This window comes from Paracidovorax sp. MALMAid1276 (assembly GCF_049198005.1).
Lineage (GTDB): Bacteria > Pseudomonadota > Gammaproteobacteria > Burkholderiales > Burkholderiaceae_C > Acidovorax.
Map to the genome: position 1 here is coordinate 1 of NZ_JBMIRS010000219.1, position 25,806 is coordinate 25,806.

Genomic DNA, 25,806 nt, shown 5'->3' on the forward strand with positions numbered 1-25,806 from the left:
GGGGAAGGCGCGAAGCGACTCAGGGGGTTAGTACTGTTTGTACGGCAGGAACTTGCCCGACAGCACCACGTTGACCCGGTCGCCGTTGGGGTTGGCTTCGCGCTGGATGTCCATGCTGAAGTCGATGGCGCTCATGATGCCGTCGCCGAACTCTTCGTGGATCAGCTCCTTGATGGTCGTGCCGTACACGCTCACCACTTCATACCAGCGGTAGATCAGCGGGTCGGTGGGCACCGGCGTGGGCAGCGAGCCCTTGTAGGGCACGACCTGCAGCCACTTCTGCTCTTCGGCGGTGAGGCCGAAGATCTTGCCCACGGCCTTGGCCTGCTCGGGCGTGGCCGTCATCTGGCCCAGGCACAGGGCCGTGGTCCATTCCTTGGACTGGCCGACCTTCTTGGCGATGGCGTCCCACTTCAGGCCCTTGGCGACCTTGGTGCTGATGATTTTTTCGGTGACTTCGAGGCGGTTCATGGGGATGGCTCCTAGGTTGGATGGTTTGTGACAGGGAACAGAAACAGCAGGGTGCAGCCCGCCCGGCCGCCCGCACGGGGCGACCCAGTCAGGCGGCGGGAACAGCAAAATCAGTGGGCTTTGGCGCGCGTGACCAGGAAGTCCACGATGTGGTTGCGCAGCGGGTAATACCCTTCCAGGTGGTGCAGCGAGGCCCGGTTGCGGTCGCGCGGCAGCGGGTTGCTGACCACCTCGGCAATGCCGCCAGCGCGGTAGCCGGCGCTGGTCTCGTTGCCGTTGCTCATCAGCAGGATGCGGTCGGCCAGCAGGATGGCTTCGTCCACATCGTGGGTGATCATGAACACCGTCTGCTGCGTCTGGCGCACGATGCTCATCAGCTCGTCCTGGATGGTGCCGCGGGTGAGCGCATCGAGCGCGCCGAAGGGCTCGTCCAGCAACAGCATCTTGGGCTGGATGGAGAACGCCCGGGCAATGCCCACGCGTTGCTTCATCCCGCCCGAGAGCTGCGAGGGCTTCTTGTCCAGCGCCGGGGTCAGGCCCACCAGGGCGACGAACTTCTCCACATGGGCCTGCACCTGGGCGCCGCTCCAGCCGGGCCAGCGCGACTTGACGGCGAAGGCGATGTTCTGCCGCACGGTAAGCCAGGGCATCAGCGCATGGCTCTGGAACACCACGCCGCGCTCCAGGCTGGGGCCGACGATCTCGCGGCCGTCCATGAACACATGGCCCGATGTGGCGGTATCCAGCCCGGCCAGCACGTTCAGGATGGTGGTCTTGCCGCAGCCCGAGTGTCCGATGATGCAGACGAACTCGCCCTTGTCCAGGGTGAAGGAGACATCGGCGAACACCGGCTTGGCCGGCACATAGGCCTTGCTGAGCCTTTCGATCTGGAGGAAGCCGTTCACGGGGGAGGCCTTTCGGGCGGTGGATTCGGTCGGGGAAGCGATCGGATGGACCGCCGGGCGCTGGGTCACGTCACTCCACATAGGTCACCGCCTTTTGCAGTTGGCCGAACGCCAGGTCCAGCAGCATGCCCACCACGCCGATCACCAGGATGGCGAAGATCACGTTGGTCAGCGACAGGTTGTTCCATTCGTTCCAGACGAAGTAACCGATGCCCGTGCCGCCCACCAGCATCTCGGCGGCCACGATCACCAGCCAGGCGATGCCCATGCTGATGCGCATGCCGGTAAGGATGGTGGGTGCTGCGGCCGGCAGGATCACTTGAAAGGCCTTGCGCAGCGGGCTGACTTCGAGCGTGCTGGCCACATTGAGCCATTCGCGCTTGACCGACGCCACGCCGAAGGCCGTGTTGACCAGCATGGGCCAGACCGAGCAGATGAAGATCACGAAGATGCCCGAGATGGACGAGTCCTTGATCGTGTAGAGCGCGAGCGGCATCCACGCCAGCGGGCTGATGGGCTTGAGCACCTGGATGAAGGGGTCGAACGCGCGGCGCAGCAGCGGCGACATGCCGATGACGAAACCCAGCGGAATCGCCACCAGGCAGGCCAGGCCAAAGCCCAGCCCCACCCGCGCGAGCGAATAGGCCAGCTGCAAGGCCACGCCCTTGTCGTTGGGCCCGTTGTCATAGAACGGGTTGGACAAGTGGCTCCACACGGTGCTGCCCATCGCGGCCAGCGTGGGGAAGCCGCCGCTCTTGGCAGCGCCCGGGTCCTTGCCGGTCATCTTGGCGTATTCGATCTGCTCTGGCGTCATGCCGGCCAGCGGGTCGGCCGCGCCGGACTGCGCCGTGGCGGCATACCAGATGCCCAGCAGCGCCAGCAGGATCAGCACCGACAGCACGCCGGCGCGCACATTGAGGTTGCGCGTCGTGCCCATGTCAGCCTGCCTTGCGGATCGGGAAGCTGGCTGCGTATTCGGCCGCCTTGGCGGGGTCGAAGTCGCGGCCCATGATCTTGAACTTGGGATAGGCGCCCTCGGGCACCTTCTGGTCCAGCGCCTTCATGTGCTTCTTCGCGTCGGTGATCAGGAACACCTGCTCGGCGATCTGCTTGTAGTTGATATCGCCCTTGACATAGCCCCAGCGCTGCATCTGCGTGAGCATCCACACCGCCATGCTCTGCCAGGGCATGGGGTCGAAGTCGGCCCGGTCGGGCACCGTCTGGATCTTGCCCAGGCCGTCGGCAAAGCGGCCCGTGAGCACCTGGTTGAGCACGGTCTCCGGCTGGTTCAGGTACTGCGTGGGGGCGATCACCTTGGCGATCAGCTCGCGGTTCTCGGGCTTGCGGGCCATCGCGGCCGAGGTGAGCACCGCGCGGTACAGCGCCGCGAAGGTGTTCGGGTTCTGCTGGATGAACTCGGCACTGGTGCCGAAGGCGCAGCAGGGGTGGCCGTCCCACAGCTCCTTGGTCAGGATGTGCAGGAAGCCGATTTCCTCGAACACGGCGCGCTGGTTGAACGGGTCGGGGCCCAGATAGCCGTCGATGTTGCCCGCGCGCAGGTTGGCCACCATCTCGGGCGGCGGCACCACGCGGATCTGGATGTCGGTGTCGGGGTTCAGCCCATGCTCGGCCACGTAGTAGCGCAGCAGGAAGTTGTGCATGCTGAACTCGAAGGGCACGGCGAACTTGAAGCCCTTCCACTGCTTGGGGTCGCGCTTGTCCTTGTGCTTGTTGGCCAGCGTGATCGCCTGGCCGTTGGTGTTCTGGATGGTGGCCACCCGCATCGGCATGGCGTTGGAGCCCACGCCCATCGAGATGGCCAGCGGCATCGGCGACAGGAAGTGCGTCGCGTCGTACTCCTTGTTCATCATCTTGTCGCGGATCAGCGCCCAGCCGGCCGTCTTGGTCACTTCGACATTCAGGCCCTGCTTGCTGTAGAAGCCCAGCGGGTGCGCCATGATGAGCGGCGTGGCGCAGGTGATCGGGATGAAGCCGATCTTCAGGTCCTTTTTCTCCAGCGCACCCTGCTTTTCCTGGGCCATGGCCTGCAGGCTGCCCACCGGCAGCACGCTGGCGATGGCAGCCATCGCGGTGTTCTTGCCCACGGCGCGCAGAAAGCGGCGGCGCACCGCATCGTGCGGGAACAGCGCCTTGACCAGCGTGGCCTCGATGAATTCGTGGCTGTAGGCCTCGAACTCGCTGCTCTCGCTGCGCTGGCGCAGGGTAGCGGCGGCGGCATCGGCCGACGCCTCGGCATGGTGATCGGCCACGGTGTGGTCGCGGCCGCAGCTGCATTTCATCATCAGCGGGCGGTCGGCATCGTAGGGCGAAAAGAATTCAGACATGGCACACCTCGAAGAAGTTGGTGCCAGCCGCCACGCAAGGCATGGGCCAGTTGGTGCCGCAGCGGGGCCGGTGCCGTCAATTCGCGGGTGTGGGGTCTACAGCGTGTAGGGCCAGCACTACAAAAACGGCGTGGTGGCTGCAGGCGGATCACGCCGCAGGGGTGCCCCGGGCCAGCAGGGCCAGCTCTACATCGTTGCGGGCGCCGGTTTTCTCCAGGATGCGCGCGCGGTATGTGCTCACCGTGTTGGGCGCGAGCTGGAGCTGCGCACCAATTTCGCTCACGCTGTGCCCCGCCGTGAGCAGGCGGAACACCTGGTGCTCGCGGTGCGACAGGGCATCGATGCCCGCGCGCGGATGGCCGGGGGAGGCGCGCACCACGCCAGTGCGCTGCACCGCTCCAGCAAGCGCCAGCGCCGTGGCCTCGGTCAGGTAACGCCCGCCCTGGGCCACCTTGCGCACGGCGGCCACCATGTCGTCGGGGTCGGCGCTCTTGTGCAGGTAGCCGGCCGCGCCCATCTGGATGCAGCGCACGGCGTACTGCCGCTCCGGGTAGGTGCTGAGCATCAGCACCGGCAGCGCGGGCCAGTCCCTGCGCAGCGCCTGCAGCACCTCCAGGCCATCCATGCCGGGCATGGCGATGTCGAGCAGCACCAGGTCCAGGCCTCCATCGCCCGCGCAGCCCTGCAGCGCTGCCACATGGGCCAACACTTCGCTGCCCTGCGTGGCTTCCGCCACCACGGCGATCTCGGGCAAGCCGTTGGCCGGGTCGCCCAGCACCTGCTTGAGCCCCTCGCGCACGATGCGATGGTCATCCCCGATCAACACACGAACCACAGAATTCATGACAGCTCCAGCGGAATCCACAGTTGCAGGCACGACCCCTGGCCCGGCGCGCTCGCAATGCTCAGGCGCCCCCCGAGCTGCCGCGCGCGCTCGCGCATGCCCATCACGCCATAGGCCGTGGGCGCCTCCAGCGCCTGGCGGGTGGCGCCCACGCCGTTGTCCTGCACGCGCAGCTGCAGCACCTCGTCCTGCACGTCGATGGCGATGTCGATGGCGCTGGCCTGCGCGTGGCGGCCCACGTTGCTGAGCATCTCCTGGAAGATGCGAAACACCGCCATGGCCGCGGGTTCGGGCAGCTGCAGGGTGGCCGGCACGTCCATCTGCCACGACAGCGTGAGCTCGGCCGACTGCACGAACTCCTGCGCCTGCCACTCCAGGGCGGCCCACAGGCCCTGGTGGTCCAGGATGCTGGGGCGCAGGTCGGTGATGATGCGGCCCACGTTGTCCACCGCAGTCTCGATGAGACGGCTCATGTTCTGGCACTTGCAGCGCATCTGCGTGCGCATGCCGTCGGCGTCCTCGGGGGAGCGGGCGCCCTGCTCGCCCAGCCGCTTGTGCAGCCAGTTCACGTCCATCTTCAGCGCCACGAGCAGGCTGCCCAGCTCGTCGTGCACTTCACGGGCGATGCGGGTGCGTTCCTCCTCGCGCACCTGCTCCGAATAGGCCGACAGCTCGCGCAGCTGCGCCAGCGCCTGCGACAGCTCCTGGGTGCGCGCGGCCACACGGCGCTCCAGCTGGTCGTTGGCACGGGCCAGGTCGTCGTGGGCCCGCTGCAGCTCGTCGGCGGCGCGCTTGCGGCTGGTGATGTCGACGAACGCGATGACCGCACCCTGCACCTGATCGCCTTCCACGATGGGGTGGCTGGAATACTCGACCGCAAACGCCGATCCGTCGCGGCGCCAGAACACCTCGGTGTCCACGCGGCAGGCCAACCCCTGGCGAAAGGCGTTGAAGATGGGGCAGGCGCTGTCGGGGTAGGGGCTGCCGTCGGCATGGCTGTGGTGGGTGAGCGCATGCATGTTGCGGCCCATCACCTCATGGGCCGAAAAGCCCAGCATCTGCGCGCCCGCGCGGTTGATGAACACGCAGTTGCCCGCCAGGTCGATGCCGAACACGCCCTCGCCGGTGGACTCCAGCAACAGGTCGAGGCGGTTCTGCCACAGCGCGCTGGCGCCCGCAGGAAGATGAAGCACGTGGGCTGGCATGGCGTGCCAGCAAGCAATGGCCGTGCCCGGGGCGGGACTGTGCGCCGCGCGCACGACACCGCACAATAGCCGCATGCAAGCCACTCCGCCCGCCCCGCTGCCGCCTTCCGCCGTCCTGCGCCCCCCTTCCGTCTGGCGCCGTCCCAGCCTGTCGCTGCGCTGCTGGCCCGTGTTCCTGCGCAACCTGCTGGTGTGGCGCAAGCTGGCCATTCCCAGCCTGGTGGGCAACATCGCCGAGCCGCTGATGTGGCTGGTGGCCTTTGGCTACGGCATGGGCGCTCTGGTGGGCCAGGTGCAGGTGGGCGGCCAGGCCGTGCCCTACATCCTGTTCCTGGCCAGTGGCTCGATCTGCATGAGCGCCATGAACGCGGCGAGCTTCGAGGCGCTGTACTCGGCCTTTTCCCGCATGCATGTGCAAAAGACCTGGGACGGCATCATGAACGCGCCGGTGAGCCTGGACGACGTGGTGCTGGCCGAGATGCTGTGGGCGGCGTTCAAGGCCCTGTTCACCGTCACCGCCATCCTGGGGGTGATGCTGGCGCTTGGCATCAGCCACAGCCCCAAGCTGCTGGTGGCCTGGCCGGTGCTGCTGTTCGTGGGCATCATGTTTTCCAGCATCGCGCTCATCTTCAACGCGCTGGCCAAGGGCTACGACTTCTTCACCTACTACTTCACGCTGGTGCTCACGCCGATGATGTTCCTCTCGGGCGTGTTCTTTCCACGCGAGCAGTTGCCGGGCGTGGTGCGCGCCATCTCCGACTGGCTGCCGCTGACCAACGCGGTCGAGCTGGTGCGCCCGCTGTTCATGGACCGCTGGCCTGAGCACGCCCTGCGCCATGGGGGCGTGCTGGTGCTGACCACCGTGGCCGCCTACTGGGTGGCGCTGTCGCTCACGCGCAAGCGGTTCAAGGCATGACCGGCTTGCTGGACCCCGAGCGCATCGCCCTGGTGGCCAAGGGCGTGTCGGCCATCGTCGCCTCTCGCGACGCGGCCCTGCGCCCCAGCGTCATGCGTGCCGTGGCCAGCCGCATCAGCGCCGATGGCCGCGAGGTGACCGTGTACCTGCGGCGCAGCCAGTCCGCGCAGCTGCTGAGCGACATCGCCCAGACCGGCGAGATCGCAGTGGTGTTCAGCGTGCCATCCACCCACCAGACCCTGCAGGTCAAGGCCCGGCAGGCCACGCAGCGGCCCGCCAGGGACGATGACCTGCCGGTGCTGGAGGCCTACCTGCACTCGATGGTGGACGAAGTGGGCCGCGTCGGGTACGGCCCGAAGTACGTGATCGCGATGCTGGATGCTCCGCTGGCGGACGTGGTGGCCGTGAGCTTCATGCCCACCAGCGCGTATGACCAGACGCCCGGGCCCCGCGCGGGCGCCCCCTTGCCGTCCCCGCCCCCCTCACCCACCTCCTCTTCGCCATGAACGAAGCCGTCTCGCTGCACGCGATCCGCTCATGCCTGGAGGGCGCGATACCCGCCGTCATGGCCACCTGCGCGCCCGACGGCACACCCAACGTGGCGTACATCTCGCAGGTGGTCTACGTGGATGCGATGCACGTCGCGCTGTCGTTCCAGTTCTTCAACAAGACCCGCCAGAACATCTTGAGCAACCCGCGCGCCTCGGTGCTGGTGCTGGACCCGGTCACCGTCCGCTTCTACCGGCTCTACCTGCGGTATGAACGCACGGAGAACACCGGGCCGGTGTTCGAGGGCATGCGCGCGCAGCTGGCCGGCATTGCGTCGCACGCCGGCATGGCGGAGGTGTTCGAGCTCAAGGGGGCGGACATCTACGCCGTCGAACATATCGAGGCAGTCGCAGGCGACGGCCTGCCCGCGCCTGCGCCCCGCACGGGCCTGCTGCACTCCACGCGGGCCTGCAGCGATCACATGGCCCGCTGCACCAGCCTGGAGGACCTGCTGCAGGGCACGCTCGACGGTCTGCAGCGCCACTTTGGCATCGCGCATGCCATGGTGCTGCTGCTCGACGCGGGCACCGAACAGCTCTACACAGTGGCCAGTTGCGGCTATGCCACCTCGGGCGTGGGTTCGGAGATCCGGCTGGGCCAGGGCGTGATCGGCATGGCCGCGCGCGAGCGCACGCCGGTGCGCATCAGCCACATGACGCACGCGGCGCTGTACAGCCACGCCATCCGCGAGAGCCTGGATGCGCTCGGCGATTCCGATGCGCCGTCACTGCGCGGCATGGACATCCCCTACCCGGGCCTCGCGGAACCCCACAGCCAGGTGGCGGTGCCGCTGCTGTCCGCCGGGCGGATGCTGGGCGTGCTGTTCGCCGAAAGCCCGGAGGATTTGCGCTTTGGTTTTGAGGATGAAGACCTGCTGGTGGCGCTGGCCGGGCAGCTGGCGGCCGCCATTGGCCTGCTGCAGTCAGCGCCCGATGCGCCAGAGCCGCCGCCCGCGGCGCCTGCGGCCGCGCCGGTGAGCGGCGCCGCGCTGCGGGTGCGCCATTTCAGGGCCAACGACAGCGTGTTCATCGACGACGAATACCTGATCAAGGGCGTTGCCGGGGCGATCCTCTGGAAGCTGCTGCGCGACCACCAGCAAACGGGCCGCGTGGAGTTCACCAACCGCGAAATGCGCCTGGACCCCGCGCTGCGCCTGCCCGACGTGGCCGACAACCTGGAGGCCCGCCTGCTGCTGCTGAAGCGCCGCCTGCAGGAGAACAGCCCGCACATCCGCGTCGAGAAGACCGGGCGCGGGCGGTTCCGGCTGTGCGTGCTGCGCCCCGTGGTACTGGAAGACGCCTGAACCATTCTCGTCAGTGCGCCAGGCCCGGCACGGCAGGAAGACCCAGGCTGCGCATGAGCTTGCTCCATTCCGGCTGGGTAAGGTGCGGCTGCACGTGCGCCAGCACCGCTGCAAGCACCGGAGCGGGTGCGTTTGCCTGCATGTCAGCCAGCATCGCCGTGCGCTCGGCGGGCGACATGTAGGGCACCATCCAGCGCGCCACCACCAACATTTCCGGCGCGGGAATGGAGGCGACCAGCGCGTCGTGCACCCCGGCCAATTCGGCGTCGGTGTAGCACTGCCAGAGCACGCGGTTGTGCGCCGTTTCTTCCTCGTGCATGTGCTCGAAGTTGTGGGCGATGAAGAGGGCTAGTTGGCGGTACAGCGCCTGGGAGGCCGCCGTGCGTGTGGGCCGCGCGCAGGCCATCAGGTGGTTCACCCCGTCGGCCAATGCGGTGATGGCCTGCTCATGCTGCTGGTGTTCGCCGGCGATGTCGCCGCTGGAGCCGGGCTGGCGCGCTTCCATGGCCGCATGCACGAACTGGTTCTCGTGGTGCAGGTGGGCGCGGCACACGTCCAGCAACTGCATCACGCGGTCGCAGCCCAGCGCAAACTCCAGGTCGTCGTCCACATCCATGCGGCCCAGGCCCAGCAGCGTGTCGGCCATGAAGGCGCGCAGCGCCTTGTGGATGCTGGCGTACATGTCCATGCGGGGGGCGGCGGGCTCTGCGTGCGCCAGTGCGGCAATTTCGCGGGAATCGATCTTCATGTGCTTCTTTCATGGCCTCTCGGGGCCTCTCGGCGCCCTGCTTTGGGTGCGCCGGGCCGGGTGCACCATGCACCCGCTTCCATGCCAAGAAGTCTAGAAATTCACCACGTTGTTGCTTGTTAAAAACTCCTTAAACAGACCCTTTGAAAATCTTAAAAACCGCGTTCCGGACGCCAAACGTGAAATCGTTCACGCCGCGGCACGCAGCAGGTCCACGGCCTTTTCCGCAATCATCACGGTGGGTGCATTGGTATTGCCGCTCACGATGCGCGGCATGATGGACGCGTCCACCACGCGCAGGCCCGCAAGGCCGCGCACGCGCAGTTCGGGGTCCACCACGTCCGTCGCGCCCGGGCCCATGCGGCAGGTGCCCACGGGGTGGTAGATGGTGTCGGCGAACTGGCGGATGAACTGCTCGATCTCGGCGTCGGTGCGCGCACCGGCCGAGGCCGGCAGCTCCCGGGCGCCGAACTTCGCCAGCGCAGGCTGCGCCAGGATCGCGCGGGTCTGCTTGAAGCCGCGCACCATGCGCGCCATGTCATCCGGGTCGGCCAGAAAGTTCGGGTCCACCAGCGGCAAGGCCATGGGGTCCGCGCTGGCCAGCGTTACCGCGCCCCGGCTCTTGGGCTGCAACAGGCACACGTGCGCGGAGTAGCCGTGTCCGAACACGGTCTTGCGCCCATGGTCCACGAGTTTGCCGATCACGAAGTGCAGCTGCAGGTCGGGCGCGGGCTCGGAGGGGTCGCTCTTGATGAAGCCGCCGGCCTCGGCAAAGTTGGTGGTGAGCATGCCGGTGCGGTGCTTGCGCCACTCAAACACCCCGCGCAAGGTGCGCGCCATGCCGGTCAGCGAGAGGCCGAACAGGTCCTTGAGCCCGGGTGCGTCCAGCACCTGCACCACGTCGGGATGGTCGTGCAGGTTGGCACCCACGCCCGGCAGGTCGTGGACTACGGGGATGCCATGCTGCTGCAGATGCGCCGCCGGCCCCACGCCGGACAGCATGAGCAGCTGCGGCGACAGCAGCGCGCCCGCGCTCAGCAGCACCTCGCGCCCCGCGCGCACCTGCGCGGTCACGCCACCCCGCCGATATTCCACGCCCACAGCCCGCGTGCCTTCGAACAGGATGCGTGTGGCATGGGCCCCGGTGATGACCTGCAGGTTGGGCCGCGCGAGGTGCGGCGTCAGGTAGGCCTTGGCCGTGCTGTGGCGCTCACCGTTCTTGTGGGTGACCTGGTACAGCCCCACGCCTTCCTGCGTGGCACCGTTGAAGTCGGTGTTGTGGGGATACCCGGCCTGCACGCCGGCTTCGGTGAAGTGGTGGCTGAAGCGGTTGGGCGAGCGCAGGTCCGCCACGTTGAAGGGCCCGCCCTGCGCGTGCCAGGCGTCGGCTCCCCGCTCGTTGTGCTCGGCCTTGAGGAAGTACGGCTTCACGTCGTCCCAGCCCCAGCCGGGGTTGCCCTGTGCGGCCCAGTGGTCGTAGTCGCCATGCTGGCCCCGGATGTAGACCATGGCGTTGATGGAGCTGGACCCGCCCAGCACCTTGCCGCGGGGCTGGTAGCCGCGCCGCTGGTTCAGCGCGGCCTGCGGCGTGGTGTTGAAACCCCAGCCATTGAGCTCGAGCTTGGCCATCACGGCCAGCCCCGCCGGGCAGTGGATCAGCGTGCTGCTGTCGCGCGGGCCCGCTTCGAGCAGGCAGACCCGCACTGCGGGGTCTTCGCTCAGCCGGCCGGCCAGCACGCAGCCGGCAGAGCCGCCGCCGATGATGATGTAGTCGAACATGCCGTGGTGCCTCCTGCGCCCCCTGTGCGCGGGGGCTGCGGCACGATAACCGAACGGTCGTGCGATTCGCTTTACCATCCTGCCCCATCGTTCCACTTTGAAGAGGGCTCTCTATATGACGATTCAGACCGTAGGCATCATCGGCGCAGGCACCATGGGCAACGGCATTGCGCAGGCCTGCGCGGTGTCGGGCATTGACGTGGTGATGGTCGACATCTCGGATGCTGCAGTGCAAAAGGGCCTGGCCACCGTGGCCGGCAGCCTGGACCGCCTGATCAAGAAGGAAAAGATCACCGAGGCCGACAAGGCCGCCGCGCTGGCGCGCATCAAGACCTCAACCAGCTACGACGACCTCAAGGCCGCGCAATTGGTGATCGAGGCCGCCACCGAGAACTACGAGCTCAAGCTCAAGATCCTCAAGCAGGTGGACGCACTGGTGGCGCCCGAGGTGATCATTGCCTCCAACACGTCCTCCATCTCCATCACCAAGCTGGCCGCCGCCACCAGCCGCGCCGACCGCTTCATCGGCATGCACTTCTTCAACCCCGTGCCCATGATGGCGCTGGTGGAGATCATCCGCGGCCTGCAGACCAGCGACGCCACGCACGACGCCGTGAAGGCCCTGGCCGAGGCGCTGGGCAAGAGCCCCATCACCGTGAAGAACGCGCCCGGCTTCGTGGTCAACCGCATCCTGGTGCCCATGATCAACGAGGCCTTCTTCGTGCTGGCCGAGGGCCTGGCCACGCCCGAAGACATCGACGCCGGCATGAAGCTCGGCTGCAACCAGCCCATCGGCCCGCTGGCGTTGGCCGACATGATCGGCCTGGACGTGTGCCTGGCCGTGATGGATGTGTACCTCACCGAGTTTGGCGACAGCAAGTACCGCCCCTGCCCGCTACTCAAGGAAATGGTGGCCGCCGGCCGCCTGGGCCGCAAGACCGGCCAGGGCGTCTACACCTACTGACGGCGCCCGGTGCGCTGTCCCTCCCGGGACGGCGCGCCGTTTCCATTGCGTTTTCAATGGCGGGCAAGGAGGCCCCGCCATGCCCACCATCACCCCCACCACACCCCCGCCCGAAGGCTGTATCGACACCCAGGTCGTCGGCCATGTGCTGCTCATCGGCATCAACCGGCCCGCCAAGCGCAACGGCTGGACGCCACCCATGTTCCGCCAGCTGGCCGAGGCCTATACCCGGCTGGACGACGACCCAGACCTGCGCGTCGGCGTGCTGCACGCCTTTGGCGACCACTTCACGGCGGGCCTGGACCTGCCAGCCGTCAGCGCCTACATGCAGCGCGGCGAAAAAGCCATCCCCGAAGGCCTGGTGGAGCCGCACGACTACGGCCTGCCCGGCTACCGGCGCCGCACCAAGCCCATGGTGGCGGCCGTCAAGGGCATCTGTTTCACGGTGGGCATCGAGCTCATGCTGGGTGCCGACATCGTGGTGGCGGCCGACGACTGCCGCTTTTCGCAGATGGAGGTGCAGCGCGGCATCATGGCCACGGGCGGCGCCACGCTGCGCATGGCCGAGCGGGCGGGCACGGGCAATGCGCTGCTGCACCTGCTCACGGCCGACGAGTTCGGCAGCGCCGAGGCCTACCGCCTGAACTTTGTGCAGAAGGTGGTTCCGGCCCCGCAGGTGCTGGAGGAGGCGCTGCTGATCGCCCAGCGCATTGCCGCCCAGGCCCCGCGGGCCGTGGTGGCCACGCGGCTCAACGTGCTCAAGGCCATCGAGCAGGGGCAGGCAGCGGCCGTGGCCGAGTTCATCCCCGTGCAGCAGCAACTGGCCAACAGCGAGGACGCGGCCGAGGGCGTGCGCGCGTTTGTGGAGCGGCGGCCCGCGCAGTTCAGCGGGCGGTAGGCGGGCGCGCAGACAGCGCGCAGGTGTCCCCCGTCGCATCCCCCATGGCCGCGTCCGCAGCCCCAGCGAGCGAGTCGCACAAAAAGTTGAAGCAAAAACAGCCTTCAGCGCTTATCCATCAATCGCTAGTAGCTATCAAATAGATAGCGATTGCCACGGGCGCGCGTTCTATCACCTGTCGCGCCCCGCCGCACCGGGCCGGAACGCAACCACACCGCTACAAGGTTTTACAAAATTCAATTGCACGCAATTTAATTGCGGCACACAATGCGCCCATGTCTCGCCCCGGCACTCCGTTCCCCCCCAGCCCCGCATTCCTGCAGCTGGACAACCAGGTCTGCTTTGCGCTGTATTCCGCGTCGCTGGCGATGACCAAGCTCTACAAGCCGCTGCTCGAAGGCATTGGCCTGACCTACCCGCAATACCTCGTGATGCTGGTGCTGTGGGAGCAGGACGGGGTCACGGTGTCCGAACTGGGCGAGCGCCTGTTTCTGGATTCCGGCACGCTCACGCCGCTGCTCAAACGCCTGGAATCGCAGGGCCACATTGCCCGGCTGCGCGATGTGCAGGACGAGCGCCGCGTGCGCATCACCCTCACCGCCGAGGGCCGCGCGCTGCGCACGCAGGCCGAGGCCATTCCGCCGTGCGTGCTGCAAAGCAGCCAGTGCTCGGTGGCCGAGCTGACCACCCTGACCGCAGAACTCAAGCAGCTGCGCGACCGGCTCAGCGAGCGACGCTGACAGCCCGCAGAAACAAGCAACGCCCCCCACAAGAACCGATTCCCTCCACCGCCCACCATGGGCACCAACCGCAAGGAAGACACCATGACCACACTCGAAAAAGTCCTGTACACCGCCAAGTCGCACGTGACCGGTGGCCGCGATGGCGCCGCCAAGACCGATGACGGCCGCCTGGACGTCAAGCTGTCCTCGCCCGGCACCTCCGGCACCGGCACCAACCCCGAGCAGCTGTTCGCCTCCGGCTACGCCGCCTGCTTCATCGGCGCGATGAAGGCCGTGGGCGGCAAGATCGGCATCCCCGTGCCGCAGGACGTGTCCATCGACGCCGAAGTGGACCTGGGCCCCATCCCGAACGCCTACGGCATCGCCGCCCGCCTGGCCATCAGCCTGCCCGGCCTGGACAAGGCCACGGCCCAGAAGCTGGTGGACGCCGCCCACCAGGTCTGCCCCTACTCCAACGCCACGCGCGGCAACATCGACGTGACCATCACGGTGGTGTAAGCCCCTCTCCCGCGCTGTCACGCAGGCGGCCCGCAGGTGTTGAGCCTGCGGGCCGTTTCGTTTAGCTTTGCGGCATGAGCACCACCCTCCAGGTGCGCCAGACCGACCTGGCCACCACCCGCCTGCAGACCACCGAAGACACCGCACTGGCCGACGGCCAGGTGCGCGTGCGTGTCGAGTCGTTCGCCCTCACGGCCAACAACATCACCTATGCCGCGCTGGGCGAGATGCTGCAGTACTGGCAGTTCTACCCCACGGGCGAGGCGGGCTGGGGCACCGTGCCCGTGTGGGGATTCGGCACGGTGACCGAGTCCCGGCACCCGGACGTGGCCGTGGGCGAGCGCCTGTACGGCTACTGGCCCATGGCGGACCAGGCGGTGCTCACGCCCCAGCGCGCCAATGCCGCAGGCTTCAGCGACGGCGCACCGCACCGCGCGGGCCTGCATGCCGTCTACAACCACTACCTGCGCACCCGCACCGACGGGCTGTACCGCGCGGACAACGAAGACGTACAGGCGCTGCTGCGGCCGCTGTTCATCACCTCGTGGCTCATCGACGACTTTCTGGCGGACCAGCAGTTCTTTGGCGCCCAGCGCATGCTGCTGTCCAGCGCGTCGAGCAAGACCGCCTACGGCACCGCCTTCCAGCTGGCGCAGCGGGGCGGCATCGAGGTCGTCGGCCTCACGTCGCCCGGCAATGTGGCGTTTTGCGAGAGCCTGGGCTGCTACCACCGCGTTGTCACCTACGACGCGCTGGAAGCGCAGCTCGACGGCGCCACGCCCAGTGTCTACATCGACTTTGCGGGCAGCGTGGGCCTGCGCCGGCGCATCCACACCCACTGCACGGGCCTGGCCTACAGCTGCTCCGTGGGCGCCAGCCATGTGGGCGATCTGGGCGGCGCGGGCCAGCTGCCCGGCCCGCGGCCGGTGATGTTCTTTGCACCCGCCCAGGTCAAGAAGCGCCATGCCGACTGGGGGGCCGAGGGCCTGAACCAGCGCCTCGTAGCGGCGTGGAACCAGTTCAGCACGGCGGCCTCGGCCGGGCCGCAGCCCTGGCTGGTGGTGCAGCGCCACCAGGGCCCGGCCGCCACCCAGGCCCTGTTTGCCACCGTGCTGGCCGGCAGCGGCGACCCGCGCGCCGGGCACATCGCCACCCTGCTGCCGGGCTGAGGACGGGGAGAAAGGCCGGCCGGTGAGCGGCAGGCGGGCGGCGACAATCGGGCATGACCGCATCGCACCCAGGCCATCCGCCCGCCGACCCGCACCCCTACGCCCGCCTCACCCCCGATCAGGTGCTCGACGCCCTGGCCAGCGTGGGCCTGTATGGCGACGGCCGCCTCATGGCCCTGTCGTCGTACGAAAACCGGGTGTACCAAGCCACGCTCGAAGACGGCCAGCGCGTGGTGGCCAAGTTCTACCGCCCAGGCCGCTGGACCACCGAACAGATTCTGGAAGAGCACGCGTTTGCAGCGGAGCTGGCGGCCGCCGAGGTGCCCGCCGTGGGCCCGCTGGCGCTGAACGGCGCCACCTTGCACCAGCACGAGGGGTTTGCCTTCTCGGTCAGCCCCTGGCGCGGCGGGCGGCGGCCCGAGCTGGACGACTTCGAGGTGCTCGAATGGACCGGCCGCTTCCTGGCCCGCATCCACACCGTGGGCGCCGCACGGCCGTTTGCGCACCGCCCGCCGCTCGATCTGGCGAGCCTGGGCACGGCCTCGCGCGACTGGCTGCTGGAAAGCGACATCCTGCCGCTCGACGTGGCCGCGGCCTGGAAGACCCAGTGCGACGCCGCTCTTGAATTGATAGCTACCAACACTTATCAGGAAAGCGCTGAAGGTCATTTTGTCTTGAAGGATGCGGCCTCCATCCGCCTGCACGGCGACTGCCACCCCGGCAACATCCTCTGGACCCCGCTGGATGAATGGGGCCGCGGCGGTCCGCACTTCGTGGACCTGGACGACGCGCGCATGGGCCCGGCGGTGCAGGACCTGTGGATGCTGCTGTCCGGCGACCGGCGCCAGCGCACGCACCAGCTCGGCGCCCTGCTCGACGGCTACGAGCAGTTCCGCAGTTTTGATCGGCGCGAACTGGCGCTCATCGAGCCCCTGCGCACGCTGCGGCTCATCCACTACAGCGCGTGGCTCGCGCGCCGCTGGCAGGACCCGATCTTTCCGGCCAACTTTCCGTGGTTCGGCACCAGCGACTACTGGCGCGGGCAGGTGGACATGCTGGTGGAGCAGATCGAGGCCATGCAGGAGGCGCCGCTGGCCGCGTGACGGCGCCGCCAATGCGCATGGGAACGATTACGCACGGGCGGCCGCCTGCGCCCGCACCGATGCGCCCGTGCAGATGATGGCCAACCCCCTGCACGGGACTCCGAATGTCAGGCAAGATGCAGGCCTTTGCATCCCGGCCCCCTGCCGTGTGCTGCCGCCCGGCGGCTGCACCGCACACCCGGCCTTGACCACCATGCGCATCGCAGTTCTTGACGACGACCCCATCCTCCTGGACCTGATCAAAGGTGCGCTCGAGCACCATGGGCATGTCTGCCACACCTACCAGGATGGGGCCAGCCTGCTCAAGGACGTGCGCAGCGAAACCTTCGACCTGCTCATCGTGGACTGGCAGCTGCCCGACATGGAGGGCCCCGAAGTCGTGCACGCGGTGCGGCAGCTCCACGGCCTGCAGCCCCCCATTCTTTTCATCACCCGCCGCCAGGACGAAGGCGACGTGATCGAGGCCCTGTCGCGCGGCGCCGACGACTTCATGACCAAGCCCCTGCGCATGGGCGAGCTGGTGGCGCGCATCACGGCCCTGCTGCGCCGCGCCTACCCCGAGGCCATGGGCGCACACCTGGTGTTCGGGCCATACTGCTTTGATGCCGAGCAGCGCGCGCTGTCCGTGAACGGCCAGGCGGTGGAACTGAAGAACCGCGAATACGAGCTGGCCCTGTTCATGTTCCGCAACCCCGGCCGGCTGCTTTCGCGCGCGCACCTGCGTGAGGTCGTCTGGGGCGACAACACCGACGGCCCTTCGCGGTCGCTCGACACCCACGTCTCGCGCCTGCGCAACAAGCTCGAACTCACGCCCGCCAACGGCTACACCATCACCGCCATCTACGGCATGGGCTACCGGCTGGATCCGGTCAGCGCCGACAGCAGCGCCAGCGCGGACGGCGGCGACTGACGCGCACGGCGTCGCGCCCTACTGCGCCATAGGCTTCGCGCCCAGCGACTCGCGCCAGCCGCGCACCAGCACGTCGTTCACGAACCGGCGGTCCAGCCACAGCCACAGCACGATGGGCACCAGCGTGGGCAGCACCAGCGCCCCGACCTGGTAGCCATAGACGATCGCCTCCATCTGCCACTGCGCGATGCGCAGCAGCCGCAGGTCGAGCTGCGCGGCCAGCAACATCTGCATCAGCGAATACATGGTGAGGCTGAGCGCCTGGAACGGCAGCAGCAGCAGGTAGCCCGCCGCCGCGCGCGCCAGCCGCCCCTTGCCGCGCGCCGCCAGCAGCAGCGCCAGGAAGATCGGCAGGCCGTAGGCATAGCGCGCGGGGCTGGCTTCGATGGTGATCTCGCCGCGCTGCCCGCCGGCCTGCGCCACCGGCACCGCGATGGCCGTGTCGACCTCCATGGCGCCCGGCCTCAGGTGCACTTCGCGCACCCACATGGGGGCGCCCTGCTCCAGGGCTGCACTCGCCAGCACCCCCACGGGGTACGACGTCCAGGCCGACACCTGCGACCAGGCGAACGTGAGGGCCACGATCCACCCGAAGGCGGACAGCACAAAGAGGGTGAGCGCGGAAGGGCGACGCAGGCGCATGCTGTGGGGCTTGTGGGGCTCTTTTGGGGCTCTGTGGGCGCCGCTCAGACCGAGGGCGACGGGCGCCCAGGGGGCGAGAGGTCCAGCGATGAACTCACCAGCGGGCCGGCGGGGGCAGCACGCGGGGCCACGGTCTGCACCGGGGGGGGCGGGGGCGGCTCGTCAGGCGGCGGCGGGGGGTCGGTGCGGGCCTGCGCCTTGCTGCCCGCGCGCACCCACAGCAGCCAGACGATCAGCACGTCCAGCATGATGAGCGCCTGCCACAGGTATTCGTGCGCAAAGTTGAACACGGCGGTGTTCCACTGGCCCAGGTAGAACAGGCTGATCACGCGCACCACGTTGAGCGCCTGCACGGCCACAAACCCCAGGGCCAGCCCGACCAGCTTGTGCCGCCAGGTCGAGGGGAAGGCGATCACCGCTGCAAACAGCACGATGCAGGCCTCGATGCCGTTGCAGCCGGGCTCGATGGACACGCCAAACCCGGTCACGGTGTTCCACAGCACCTTGCCCGCAGCGGCTGCGGTGGCGTCGAACAAGGTCACCAGCCCCACGCACATGCGCGCCAGCAGCGCCGTCCACGGCAGCACCACATGCTGCTGCACAACGCCCAGCATGTTGATGCCGAAGAGCGAGAGCTGCAGAAACACGAACAACAGGAAGAACCGCAGCATGGGGGCAATCAGGGGTAGGTCTACCGGCAACCGGAACACGGGCGAAGCGCGCATTATCGGCAACCCGGGCCGGTCCGGCCAGAAACAACAGGCCCCGCCGGGTTCTTGCGCGTGCACCGGCGCGGGGCCATCTGCACCTAAACTGCCGCCCATGCCTGTGAGGAACCGACACCTGCCGTGCCCTGCCCGCCCCGGCAGACCCGGGCCTTCGCGCCACACCGACAGACCCGGCGCGGCTGCGCTGCGGGCCGGATCCTGCGTGACGCCCGCAGCCCTTTGTGGCATGGTGCGGCCCCAGGGTCGGCGCCGACATGCAGGCACCTGTCCGGCACCATGATCTACGAGCGCCTTTTTCTCCACCGTCCCCTGGCCACCAAAATCGCGCTGCTGGTGGCGCTGATGGGTCTGATCTCGGTGGCCGTGGTGGCCAGCGCGCTGCTGAGCATGCGGGCGATCGACCACAACTACCGTGCGCTCATCGAATCGGGAATGCGCCTCGGGCCGCACCTGGGCAACGCGGCCCTGGTGCTGAACGATGCGGATCGGATCGTGCACGGCGCGTTGTACGAGCACGAGCCGGGCAGCCGCCACACGGCGGCGCAGCAACTGCGCGCCACGCGATCCGCATGGGCGGCCGAGCTGGACGGCATTGCGCGCCTGCTGGCCGGCCAGCCCGCCCTGCTGCCGGAGGCGACCAGCGCCGCGCAGGCCGCTGCCGGGCTGTCTGCCAAGGCCGACGCCTTGTTCGAAGACGCACTGCTGGCCGCCGAGGCCGCCGCGCTGGAGCGGGACAGCCTGGCGCGGCGCATCGCCCGCGACCGGTTCGGGCCCGCGCTGCAGGGGCTGCTCGATGATCTGGCGGCGCTGCGCCAGCAGTCGATGGCCCACTTCGACAGGTCGGCGCAGGCCCTGAACCGCAGCACCGACCGCATGCTGTGGGCCACGACCGTGGCCGTGGTCCTGGGACTCGCACTGGTGCTCGCGCTGTCGGCCCACATGGCGCTCACGCAGATCTCGCACCCCGTGGCGCAACTGACGCGCGCGATGGAGCGGCTGACCGCGCGCGACTACGGCAACGACATCCCCGGCACCGGCCGCAGCGACGAACTCGGCACCATGGCGCGCGCGCTGGAGGTGTTCCGGAACAGCATGCAGCAGGCCGACCGCCTGGCGCGGGAGGTGGCCGAGAGCGCCGAGGCCCGCAGCCTCTCCGAACAGCTGGTGGACCTCACGAGCGCGATCCCGGGCGCGGTGTTCCAGCTGGCGCTGCGCTCGGACGGGGACTGCCGCTTCCTGTTTGTGGGCGACAAGGCGGCCGACCTGCCGGGCGTGCCCCCGCTGGCCCTGCGGCGCGCCAGCAGCGGCGCGCACGGCCCCATCGACCAGGCCTACGGGCTCGGCACCGTGGAGACCGAGACCCAACCCGACGCGCCCAAGGACGTGCGCGCACTGTTTGCCGCGAGCTTTCAGACGCTGCAGCCCGTCGATTTCGACGTGCTGGTGACCACGCCGCAGGGCCCCCGCTGGCTGCGCACGCTGGCCACGGCGCGCCCGCTCTCGGCCGACGAAGTGCTGTTCAGCGGCGTGTGGCTGGAGGTGACCGACCGCAAGCGCGAGGCGCAGGCCCTGCGCGACGCCAAGAACACCGCCGAACAGGCCGCCAACGACCGGGCGCACTTCCTGGCCGTGATGAGCCACGAGATCCGCACGCCGCTGAACGCCATCCTGGGGCTGGCCCAGCTGGCGCTGAAGGAGCCCCTGAGCCTGCCGCAGCACGACAGGGTTCAGCAGGTGCTGCGTGCCAGCAAGCACTTGCTGGGCATCGTGAACGACATCCTGGACTTTTCCAAGATGGACGGCGGGCACCTGCGACTGGAAACGCGCCCGTTCGCGCTGCACCCGCTGCTGGCCGACGTGACGGACCTGCTGGCGCCCAAGGCGCTTCGCAAGGGCCTGGGCCTGCGCGTGGACATCGACGACCAGCTGCCCGACCACCTGATGGGCGACCCGCAGCGCCTGGCGCAGATCCTGATCAACTACGTGCAGAACGCCATCACCTTCACCGAGCGGGGCGAGGTGGCGATCGTGCTGCGCCTGCATGCGGACGAACCGGAGGATGCCGAGGACGCCGCAGACGCCGCAGACGCCGCAGACGCTGAAGACGCCGGGAAGGACGGCGCAGCCCCGCAGAGCGACGCTGCCAGCGACGCGCTGGTGCTGTACGGAGAAGTCTCGGACACGGGCCAGGGGCTCAGCGACTCGCAGATGGGGCGGCTGTTCCAGCCGTTCCACCAGCCGGACACCGCCACCACGCGGCGTTTCGGCGGCACCGGGCTCGGGCTCGTGATCTCCCGCCAGTTGGCGGAACTGATGGGCGGCACCGCCGGTGTGCGCAGCACGCCGGGCGAGGGCAGCACCTTCTGGTTCACGGCGCGGGTGCAGCGCGCGCCCGAGCCGCTGCCCGCCCCGCCCGCGGCAGACAGCCCCCCGCCGCAGGAGCCCACAGCCCCGCCGCCCCCGGCCGCCCTGGCCCCGGCTCCGGCTCCGGCGGACCCCGCGGCGCCCGACGCCGCGGCCGACACCGGCCCCCGCCGCGTGCTGGTGGTGGACGACAACCCGATCAACCTGCAGGTGGCATGCGGCCTGCTGAAACACGGCGGCGTCGCCGTGGACACGGCCGAGGACGGGCAGGAGGCCATGGAACGCCTGGCCGCTGCCCCGCCCGGCACCTACAGCGCCGTGCTCATGGACATCCAGATGCCCGTGATGGACGGCCTGAGCGCCACACGCGCCCTGCGCGCGCAGGAGGCGTGGCAGCGCCTGCCCATCGTCGCCATGACGGCCAACGCCACCCATGCCGACATCGAGGCCGCTTTTGCGGCCGGCATGAACGCCTACCTGGCCAAGCCCCTGCTGGAAGACCACCTGTGGCGCGCGCTGGCGCCCTGGGTGCAGCCCCGCCGCGCGGCCGCACCGGCCCCAGGCGCAGACACCAGCCCGCAAGAGGGACCACCGCGCCGCGTTCCTTTCGACGCCCGCGTGCTGGAGGAGCTGCTCACGCTGTTCGACCCTCCGAGCCTGCGCACCCTGGTGGAGCACTTCATCCGCAACTGCGAGCGCCGCATCGCGCTCATCCAGGCAGCAGAGGAAACGCAGGACTGGGCCACCATAGGCCGCGAAGCGCACGCCCTGGGCGGCTCGGTGGGCAGCTTCGGCCTGCTGCAGCTCAACGACGTGTCGCAAGACCTGGAAGATGCCGCGCGCGTGCACGACCGCGAGGCCATGGCCCGGGAGGTGCAGGCGCTGGAGTCCGCCGCGCGCGAGGGGCTGATGCAGCTGCGCGCGATGAAGACCCTGCTGGGCGGCCCGCCCGGCACCGCAGCACCGCTGCGCGCCTGAGCGCGGCCGGTGCTACGCCGGCAGCTCCAGCCGCTGCATCCCTTCCAGCCATTTCAGCCGCCTGGGACGTTTTTGCCCGCTTGAGCCCGACCTGCGACGTGGGCTATGCTGCCGGTTCTTTTTTGTTCGCACTGCTCCGCTGCGAGTCCATCTGCCCATGAAGGATCTGCTCCGAAACCTCCTGTCCATCCGCCAGCAGCGCAAGCCTGCGCCCGTGGGGCCGCGCCCGCAGGTGGGGGCCACCATCCAGCGTGGCGACGTCAAGATGGCGGTCACCGAGCCCGTGTCCCGTGAACTGTGGGACTGGCTGGTGCTCTCCGGCTGGCGCAACCTGCCCGTCAAGCACGACCGGCGCAAGGCGCGCCTGGCCCCCGAAGGCGCGCTGCGGACGCTGCTGGACACCGACCCGCAGGAGCGCAACCGCGCCCATTCGCGCATCCTGGAGCAGGCCCGGCGCGAAGACTGAGCCCTGAACCGCCGCCCCCACAGCCCTGGCCCGGCGATACGGGCGCCCATCAAAAAAACCCCGGCCTGCCGCAGCAGCCGGGGTTTTCAATTTTGATAGCACTCAACGCTTGATGGATAAGCGCTGAGCGGCAATTTGACCCAAAGTCTGCGCGCCCTTGCGCGCCCTCACGCGCCCTCGGGTGGACTTGGGTGCCTGTGCCTCAGGCCAGCAAGGCGTTGACCCGTTTCACATAGGCGGCCGGGTCTTCGGGCAGGCCGCCTTCGGCCAGCAGGGCCTGGTCGAACAGGATGTGGGCCAGGTCGTGAAAGTGCACGCTGCCGTCGAGCTTCTTGACCAGCGCGTGCTCGGCGTTGACCTCCAGCACGGGCTTGGTGGCGGGCGCTTCCTGGCCCGCCTGCTTGAGCAGGCGCGCCAGCTGCGTGCTCATGCCGTCGTCCTGCACCACCAGGCAGGCGGGCGAGTCGACCAGGCGCGTGGTCACGCGCACGTCCTCGGCCTTGTCCTTGAGCGCTTCCTTGAGCTTGGCCAGCATCGGCTTGAAGGCTTCGGCCGCCTCTTCGGCGGCCTTCTTCTCGGCCTCGTCCTGCAGCTTGCCCAGATCCACCGCGCCCTTGGCCACGCTTTGCAGCGGCGTGCCGTCAAACTCGTGCAGGTAGTTCAGCGCCCACTCGTCCACGCGGTCGGTCATGAGCAGCACCTCGATGCCCTTCTTCTTGAAGACTTCGAGCTGCGGGCTGTTCTTGGCGGCGGCCAGCGTGTCGGCCGTGATGTAGTAGATCGCCTCCTGGCCTTCCTTCATGCGGGCCTTGTAGTCGGCAAAGCCCACCGTCACCGTGTCGCTGGTGGTGGATGCAAACCGCAGCAGCTTGGCCAGGCGTTCGCGGTTGGCAAAGTCCTCGCCCAGGCCTTCCTTGAGCACGGCGCCGAACTCGGCGTAGAACCGCGTGTACTTGCCTTCCTTGGCCTTGTCATCGGCGTCCACCACATCGGTCACGCCATCGGCATTCGCCGCGGTGTCGTGCCTGTCGTGCTTGGCCAGGTCTTCCAGCATGCTCAGCACACGCTTGGTGCTGCCCTCGCGGATGGCGCGCACGTCGCGGCTTTCCTGCAGCAGCTCGCGGCTCACGTTCAGCGGCAGGTCGGCCGAGTCGATCACGCCCTTCACGAACCGCAGGTAGGTGGGCATCAGCGCTTCGGCGTCGTCCATGATGAACACGCGCTTCACATACAGCTTCACGCCGGCCTTCTTGTCGCGGTTCCACAGGTCGAACGGCGCCTTGCCCGGGATGTACAGCAGCTGCGTGTACTCGGTGTTGCCTTCCACCCGGTTGTGGGCCCAGGTCAGCGGGGCCTCGTGGCCGTGGCTGATGGTTTTGTAGAACTCGGCATACTGCTCGTCGGTGATGTCCTTCTTGGGGCGCGTCCACAGGGCGCTGGCCTTGTTCACCGTTTCCCATTCGCCGGTCTTGACCATGCCGCCCGGCTGGCGGCCGCCGCTTTCATCGTTCGGGTTGATGAGCTCGCCGTCTTTCCACTCTTCCTTTTCCATCAGGATGGGCAGGCTGATGTGGTCGGAATACTTGCCGATGACCTGCTTGAGCTTCCAGGCGTTCAGGAACTCCTCCGCGTCGTCACGCAGGTGCAGGATGATGCTGGTGCCACGCGCGGCGCGGGTGATGGTTTCCACCTCGAAGTCGCCCGTGCCGCCGCTCGTCCAGCGCACGCCCTCTTCGGCCTTCAGGCCCGCGCGGCGCGATTCCACGGTGATCTTGTCGGCCACGATGAAGCCCGAGTAAAAGCCGACTCCGAACTGCCCGATGAGCTGCGCGTCCTGCTTCTGGTCGCCACTGAGCTTGCCCATGAAGTCCTTGGTGCCGCTCTTGGCGATGGTGCCCAGGTGCTCGATGGCTTCCTGCTCGCTCATGCCGATGCCGTTGTCGGTGATGGTGAGCGTCTTGGCGTCCTTGTCGAAGCTCACGCGCACTTCCAGGTTGGGCGCGTCTTCAAACAGGGCCGCGTTGTTCAGGCCCTCAAAGCGCAGCTTGTCGCAGGCGTCCGAGGCGTTGGAGATCAGCTCGCGCAGGAAGATTTCCTGGTTGGAATACAGCGAATGCGTGACAAGGTGCAGCAGCTGGGCCACTTCTGCCTGGAAGGACAGGGTTTGCTTGCTCATGGCGATGTTCTCTCTCTCAGTGGAATCGTTGAGTCGGTGCAGATGCAAAGAAAAAGGCCCGGCACAAAAAAACACGCCTGCCGGAACCAGCAGGCGTGATGTCGGGGCACCCCCCGCATTTTCAAGGGGTGGCGCGGGCGCGCTCGGTCAGCCGTCGTGGGTGATGCGGGCGATCAGGGTCTTGAGCATGGCGTCGGCCTTGTCGTTGGCCACCTGGCAGGTGCCGGCCGCCGCGTGGCCGCCGCCGCCAAACTCCAGCATCAGGTTGCCCACGTGGGTCTTGCTGCTGCGGTCCAGGATGGACTTGCCCGTGGCAAACACCGTGTTCTGTTTTTGCAGGCCCCACATCACGTGGATGGAGATGTTGCACTCGGGGAACAGCGCGTAGATCATGAACCGGTTGGTGGCCCAGATGGTCTCTTCGTCGCGCAGGTCGAGCACCACCAGGTTGTCGATGCGGATCGCGCAGCTTTGCAGCTGCGCCCGGGCCTTGGGCGCGTGCTCGCGGTAGAGCTGAACGCGCTCCTGCACGTCGGGCAGCGCCAGGATTTCGTCGATGGTGTGGTCGCGGCAATATTTGATGAGGTCCATCATCAGCGCGTAGTTGCTGATGCGGAACTCGCGGAAGCGCCCCAGGCCCGTGCGCGAATCCATGAGGTAGTTCAGCAGCACCCAGCCCTGCGGGTCCAGGATGTCCTCGCGCGAATATTGGGCCGAATCGGCCTGGTCCACCGCAGCCATCATTTCTTCGGTGATGCGCGGAAAGGCCGCCTTGCCGCCGTAGTAGTTGTAGACCACGCGCGCGGCCGAAGGCGCGTGCGCTTCGATGATGTGGTTCTCGTCGCGGCGGCCCGAGTTGCGGATGGTTTCCGACTCGTGGTGGTCGAACACCAGGTGGGCGCCGGGCACGTAGGGAAGGTTGGTGGTGATGTCGCGGCTGGTGATGGCCACCTTGCCGTCCTGCATGTCCTTGGGGTGCACGAAGGTGATTTCGTCAATGAGGTCGAGCTCATTGAGCAGCACGGCGCAGACCAGCCCGTCGAAATCGCTGCGGGTTACCAGGCGGTATTTCACGTCGCTCACTCATTTCTCCTTGTTTTCG

General features: G+C 68.1%; 24 protein-coding genes. 12 read left to right on the top strand and 12 right to left on the bottom strand.

Going from position 1 to position 25,806, the window contains the following annotated elements; translation table 11 throughout:
- Positions 1-27: 27 nt before the first annotated feature.
- The 6 genes from cynS to ACOQFS_RS17960 all read right to left on the bottom strand — a co-directional run bounded on the left by cynS (position 28) and on the right by ACOQFS_RS17960 (position 5,770).
- The gene (gene cynS / locus ACOQFS_RS17935) at positions 28-471 is read right to left on the bottom strand and encodes a cyanase (RefSeq protein ID WP_421564188.1); all 444 of its coding nucleotides are present in this window, start codon (positions 469-471) and stop codon (positions 28-30) included.
- Positions 472-581: 110 nt separating this feature from the next.
- A complete protein-coding gene (locus ACOQFS_RS17940; RefSeq protein WP_421564189.1) occupies positions 582-1,457 on the bottom strand; it encodes an ABC transporter ATP-binding protein in 876 nt (291 codons plus the stop codon).
- Complete coding sequence (gene ntrB / locus ACOQFS_RS17945; RefSeq protein ID WP_421564190.1) at positions 1,447-2,313, bottom strand: nitrate ABC transporter permease; 867 nt, start codon at positions 2,311-2,313, stop codon at positions 1,447-1,449. The genes ACOQFS_RS17940 and ntrB overlap by 11 nt, the downstream gene beginning before the upstream one ends.
- A 1-nt stretch (position 2,314) precedes the next feature.
- Complete coding sequence (locus tag ACOQFS_RS17950) at positions 2,315-3,721, bottom strand: CmpA/NrtA family ABC transporter substrate-binding protein (RefSeq protein WP_421564191.1); 1,407 nt, start codon at positions 3,719-3,721, stop codon at positions 2,315-2,317.
- 148 nt (positions 3,722-3,869) lie between these two features.
- On the bottom strand, positions 3,870-4,565 hold the full coding sequence (locus ACOQFS_RS17955; RefSeq protein WP_421564192.1) for a response regulator: 696 nt from the start codon (positions 4,563-4,565) through the stop codon (positions 3,870-3,872).
- Positions 4,562-5,770, bottom strand: a complete 1,209-nt coding sequence (locus ACOQFS_RS17960; RefSeq protein ID WP_421564193.1) for a PAS domain S-box protein — start codon at positions 5,768-5,770, stop codon at positions 4,562-4,564. Before ACOQFS_RS17960 ends, ACOQFS_RS17955 begins: the two co-directional genes overlap by 4 nt.
- A gap of 73 nt (positions 5,771-5,843) precedes the next feature.
- Between ACOQFS_RS17960 and ACOQFS_RS17965 the strand changes: the two genes are divergently transcribed.
- Genes ACOQFS_RS17965 through ACOQFS_RS17975 form a run of 3 tightly spaced genes read left to right on the top strand, consistent with a single transcriptional unit; the run spans position 5,844 to position 8,538 of the window.
- A complete protein-coding gene (locus ACOQFS_RS17965; protein WP_421564194.1) occupies positions 5,844-6,686 on the top strand; it encodes an ABC transporter permease in 843 nt (280 codons plus the stop codon).
- Complete coding sequence (locus ACOQFS_RS17970) at positions 6,683-7,192, top strand: hypothetical protein (protein ID WP_421564195.1); 510 nt, start codon at positions 6,683-6,685, stop codon at positions 7,190-7,192. The genes ACOQFS_RS17965 and ACOQFS_RS17970 overlap by 4 nt, the downstream gene beginning before the upstream one ends.
- Positions 7,189-8,538, top strand: coding sequence for a GAF domain-containing protein (locus tag ACOQFS_RS17975; protein WP_421564196.1), 1,350 nt, complete (start codon positions 7,189-7,191; stop codon positions 8,536-8,538). Before ACOQFS_RS17970 ends, ACOQFS_RS17975 begins: the two co-directional genes overlap by 4 nt.
- A gap of 10 nt (positions 8,539-8,548) precedes the next feature.
- Here the strand turns inward: ACOQFS_RS17975 and ACOQFS_RS17980 are convergent, their stop codons facing one another.
- Positions 8,549-9,286, bottom strand: a complete 738-nt coding sequence (locus ACOQFS_RS17980) for a hypothetical protein (protein WP_421564197.1) — start codon at positions 9,284-9,286, stop codon at positions 8,549-8,551.
- Positions 9,287-9,475: 189 nt separating this feature from the next.
- Positions 9,476-11,065 (bottom strand): GMC family oxidoreductase, encoded by a 1,590-nt coding sequence (locus ACOQFS_RS17985; protein WP_421564198.1) that lies wholly within the window; start codon positions 11,063-11,065, stop codon positions 9,476-9,478.
- Between the two features lie 115 nt (positions 11,066-11,180).
- Between ACOQFS_RS17985 and ACOQFS_RS17990 the strand changes: the two genes are divergently transcribed.
- The 7 genes from ACOQFS_RS17990 (at position 11,181) to ACOQFS_RS18020 (ending at position 17,350) form a co-directional block, all read left to right on the top strand.
- Positions 11,181-12,029, top strand: a complete 849-nt coding sequence (locus ACOQFS_RS17990; protein WP_421564199.1) for a 3-hydroxybutyryl-CoA dehydrogenase — start codon at positions 11,181-11,183, stop codon at positions 12,027-12,029.
- A gap of 79 nt (positions 12,030-12,108) precedes the next feature.
- Positions 12,109-12,927 carry a crotonase/enoyl-CoA hydratase family protein gene (locus tag ACOQFS_RS17995; protein WP_421564200.1) on the top strand — a complete coding sequence of 273 codons (819 nt, stop codon included), beginning with the start codon at positions 12,109-12,111 and terminating at the stop codon, positions 12,925-12,927.
- 275 nt (positions 12,928-13,202) lie between these two features.
- Positions 13,203-13,667, top strand: coding sequence for a MarR family winged helix-turn-helix transcriptional regulator (locus ACOQFS_RS18000; protein WP_421564201.1), 465 nt, complete (start codon positions 13,203-13,205; stop codon positions 13,665-13,667).
- Between the two features lie 84 nt (positions 13,668-13,751).
- The gene (locus ACOQFS_RS18005) at positions 13,752-14,168 is read left to right on the top strand and encodes an organic hydroperoxide resistance protein (RefSeq protein WP_421564202.1); all 417 of its coding nucleotides are present in this window, start codon (positions 13,752-13,754) and stop codon (positions 14,166-14,168) included.
- A gap of 74 nt (positions 14,169-14,242) precedes the next feature.
- Positions 14,243-15,337 (top strand): DUF2855 family protein, encoded by a 1,095-nt coding sequence (locus ACOQFS_RS18010; RefSeq protein WP_421564203.1) that lies wholly within the window; start codon positions 14,243-14,245, stop codon positions 15,335-15,337.
- A gap of 53 nt (positions 15,338-15,390) precedes the next feature.
- Positions 15,391-16,440: a serine/threonine protein kinase gene (locus ACOQFS_RS18015; protein ID WP_421564204.1), complete on the top strand. Its 1,050-nt coding sequence runs from the start codon at positions 15,391-15,393 to the stop codon at positions 16,438-16,440.
- 193 nt (positions 16,441-16,633) lie between these two features.
- On the top strand, positions 16,634-17,350 hold the full coding sequence (locus ACOQFS_RS18020; RefSeq protein WP_421564205.1) for a response regulator transcription factor: 717 nt from the start codon (positions 16,634-16,636) through the stop codon (positions 17,348-17,350).
- A gap of 18 nt (positions 17,351-17,368) precedes the next feature.
- On the opposite strand, the gene ACOQFS_RS18025 is transcribed toward ACOQFS_RS18020, so the two are convergent.
- Positions 17,369-17,992: an exosortase H-associated membrane protein gene (locus ACOQFS_RS18025; RefSeq protein WP_421564206.1), complete on the bottom strand. Its 624-nt coding sequence runs from the start codon at positions 17,990-17,992 to the stop codon at positions 17,369-17,371.
- 44 nt (positions 17,993-18,036) lie between these two features.
- The gene (gene xrtH / locus ACOQFS_RS18030; protein ID WP_421564207.1) at positions 18,037-18,663 is read right to left on the bottom strand and encodes an exosortase H; all 627 of its coding nucleotides are present in this window, start codon (positions 18,661-18,663) and stop codon (positions 18,037-18,039) included.
- A 333-nt stretch (positions 18,664-18,996) separates the two neighbouring features.
- Between xrtH and ACOQFS_RS18035 the strand changes: the two genes are divergently transcribed.
- Complete coding sequence (locus ACOQFS_RS18035) at positions 18,997-22,062, top strand: response regulator (protein ID WP_421564208.1); 3,066 nt, start codon at positions 18,997-18,999, stop codon at positions 22,060-22,062.
- 157 nt (positions 22,063-22,219) lie between these two features.
- The gene (locus ACOQFS_RS18040; RefSeq protein ID WP_421564209.1) at positions 22,220-22,528 is read left to right on the top strand and encodes a hypothetical protein; all 309 of its coding nucleotides are present in this window, start codon (positions 22,220-22,222) and stop codon (positions 22,526-22,528) included.
- 202 nt (positions 22,529-22,730) lie between these two features.
- Here the strand turns inward: ACOQFS_RS18040 and htpG are convergent, their stop codons facing one another.
- Both htpG and ACOQFS_RS18050 read right to left on the bottom strand, forming a co-directional pair.
- Complete coding sequence (htpG, locus tag ACOQFS_RS18045) at positions 22,731-24,704, bottom strand: molecular chaperone HtpG (RefSeq protein ID WP_421564210.1); 1,974 nt, start codon at positions 24,702-24,704, stop codon at positions 22,731-22,733.
- 147 nt (positions 24,705-24,851) lie between these two features.
- Positions 24,852-25,787: an exopolyphosphatase gene (locus ACOQFS_RS18050; protein WP_421564211.1), complete on the bottom strand. Its 936-nt coding sequence runs from the start codon at positions 25,785-25,787 to the stop codon at positions 24,852-24,854.
- Between the last annotated feature and the right edge of the window lie 19 nt (positions 25,788-25,806).

What these genes read in the sequence shown, in the direction of transcription:
- ACOQFS_RS17965 (WP_421564194.1), top strand. Translation starts at nt 5,844, where the DNA reads ATGCAAGCCACTCCGCCCGCCCCGCTGCCGCCTTCCGCCGTCCTGCGC.
- ACOQFS_RS17985 (WP_421564198.1), bottom strand. Translation starts at nt 11,065, where the DNA reads ATGTTCGACTACATCATCATCGGCGGCGGCTCTGCCGGCTGCGTGCTG.
- ACOQFS_RS18040 (WP_421564209.1), top strand. Translation starts at nt 22,220, where the DNA reads ATGAAGGATCTGCTCCGAAACCTCCTGTCCATCCGCCAGCAGCGCAAG.
- htpG (WP_421564210.1), bottom strand. Translation starts at nt 24,704, where the DNA reads ATGAGCAAGCAAACCCTGTCCTTCCAGGCAGAAGTGGCCCAGCTGCTG.
- ACOQFS_RS18020 (WP_421564205.1), top strand. Translation starts at nt 16,634, where the DNA reads ATGCGCATCGCAGTTCTTGACGACGACCCCATCCTCCTGGACCTGATC.
- ACOQFS_RS17950 (WP_421564191.1), bottom strand. Translation starts at nt 3,721, where the DNA reads ATGTCTGAATTCTTTTCGCCCTACGATGCCGACCGCCCGCTGATGATG.
- ACOQFS_RS17995 (WP_421564200.1), top strand. Translation starts at nt 12,109, where the DNA reads ATGCCCACCATCACCCCCACCACACCCCCGCCCGAAGGCTGTATCGAC.
- ACOQFS_RS18010 (WP_421564203.1), top strand. Translation starts at nt 14,243, where the DNA reads ATGAGCACCACCCTCCAGGTGCGCCAGACCGACCTGGCCACCACCCGC.
- ACOQFS_RS17990 (WP_421564199.1), top strand. Translation starts at nt 11,181, where the DNA reads ATGACGATTCAGACCGTAGGCATCATCGGCGCAGGCACCATGGGCAAC.
- ACOQFS_RS18035 (WP_421564208.1), top strand. Translation starts at nt 18,997, where the DNA reads ATGATCTACGAGCGCCTTTTTCTCCACCGTCCCCTGGCCACCAAAATC.
- cynS (WP_421564188.1), bottom strand. Translation starts at nt 471, where the DNA reads ATGAACCGCCTCGAAGTCACCGAAAAAATCATCAGCACCAAGGTCGCC.
- ACOQFS_RS17940 (WP_421564189.1), bottom strand. Translation starts at nt 1,457, where the DNA reads ATGTGGAGTGACGTGACCCAGCGCCCGGCGGTCCATCCGATCGCTTCC.
- ACOQFS_RS18000 (WP_421564201.1), top strand. Translation starts at nt 13,203, where the DNA reads ATGTCTCGCCCCGGCACTCCGTTCCCCCCCAGCCCCGCATTCCTGCAG.
- xrtH (WP_421564207.1), bottom strand. Translation starts at nt 18,663, where the DNA reads ATGCTGCGGTTCTTCCTGTTGTTCGTGTTTCTGCAGCTCTCGCTCTTC.
- ACOQFS_RS18005 (WP_421564202.1), top strand. Translation starts at nt 13,752, where the DNA reads ATGACCACACTCGAAAAAGTCCTGTACACCGCCAAGTCGCACGTGACC.
- ACOQFS_RS17955 (WP_421564192.1), bottom strand. Translation starts at nt 4,565, where the DNA reads ATGAATTCTGTGGTTCGTGTGTTGATCGGGGATGACCATCGCATCGTG.
- ACOQFS_RS17975 (WP_421564196.1), top strand. Translation starts at nt 7,189, where the DNA reads ATGAACGAAGCCGTCTCGCTGCACGCGATCCGCTCATGCCTGGAGGGC.
- ntrB (WP_421564190.1), bottom strand. Translation starts at nt 2,313, where the DNA reads ATGGGCACGACGCGCAACCTCAATGTGCGCGCCGGCGTGCTGTCGGTG.
- ACOQFS_RS17960 (WP_421564193.1), bottom strand. Translation starts at nt 5,770, where the DNA reads ATGCCAGCCCACGTGCTTCATCTTCCTGCGGGCGCCAGCGCGCTGTGG.
- ACOQFS_RS18015 (WP_421564204.1), top strand. Translation starts at nt 15,391, where the DNA reads ATGACCGCATCGCACCCAGGCCATCCGCCCGCCGACCCGCACCCCTAC.
- ACOQFS_RS17970 (WP_421564195.1), top strand. Translation starts at nt 6,683, where the DNA reads ATGACCGGCTTGCTGGACCCCGAGCGCATCGCCCTGGTGGCCAAGGGC.
- ACOQFS_RS17980 (WP_421564197.1), bottom strand. Translation starts at nt 9,286, where the DNA reads ATGAAGATCGATTCCCGCGAAATTGCCGCACTGGCGCACGCAGAGCCC.
- ACOQFS_RS18025 (WP_421564206.1), bottom strand. Translation starts at nt 17,992, where the DNA reads ATGCGCCTGCGTCGCCCTTCCGCGCTCACCCTCTTTGTGCTGTCCGCC.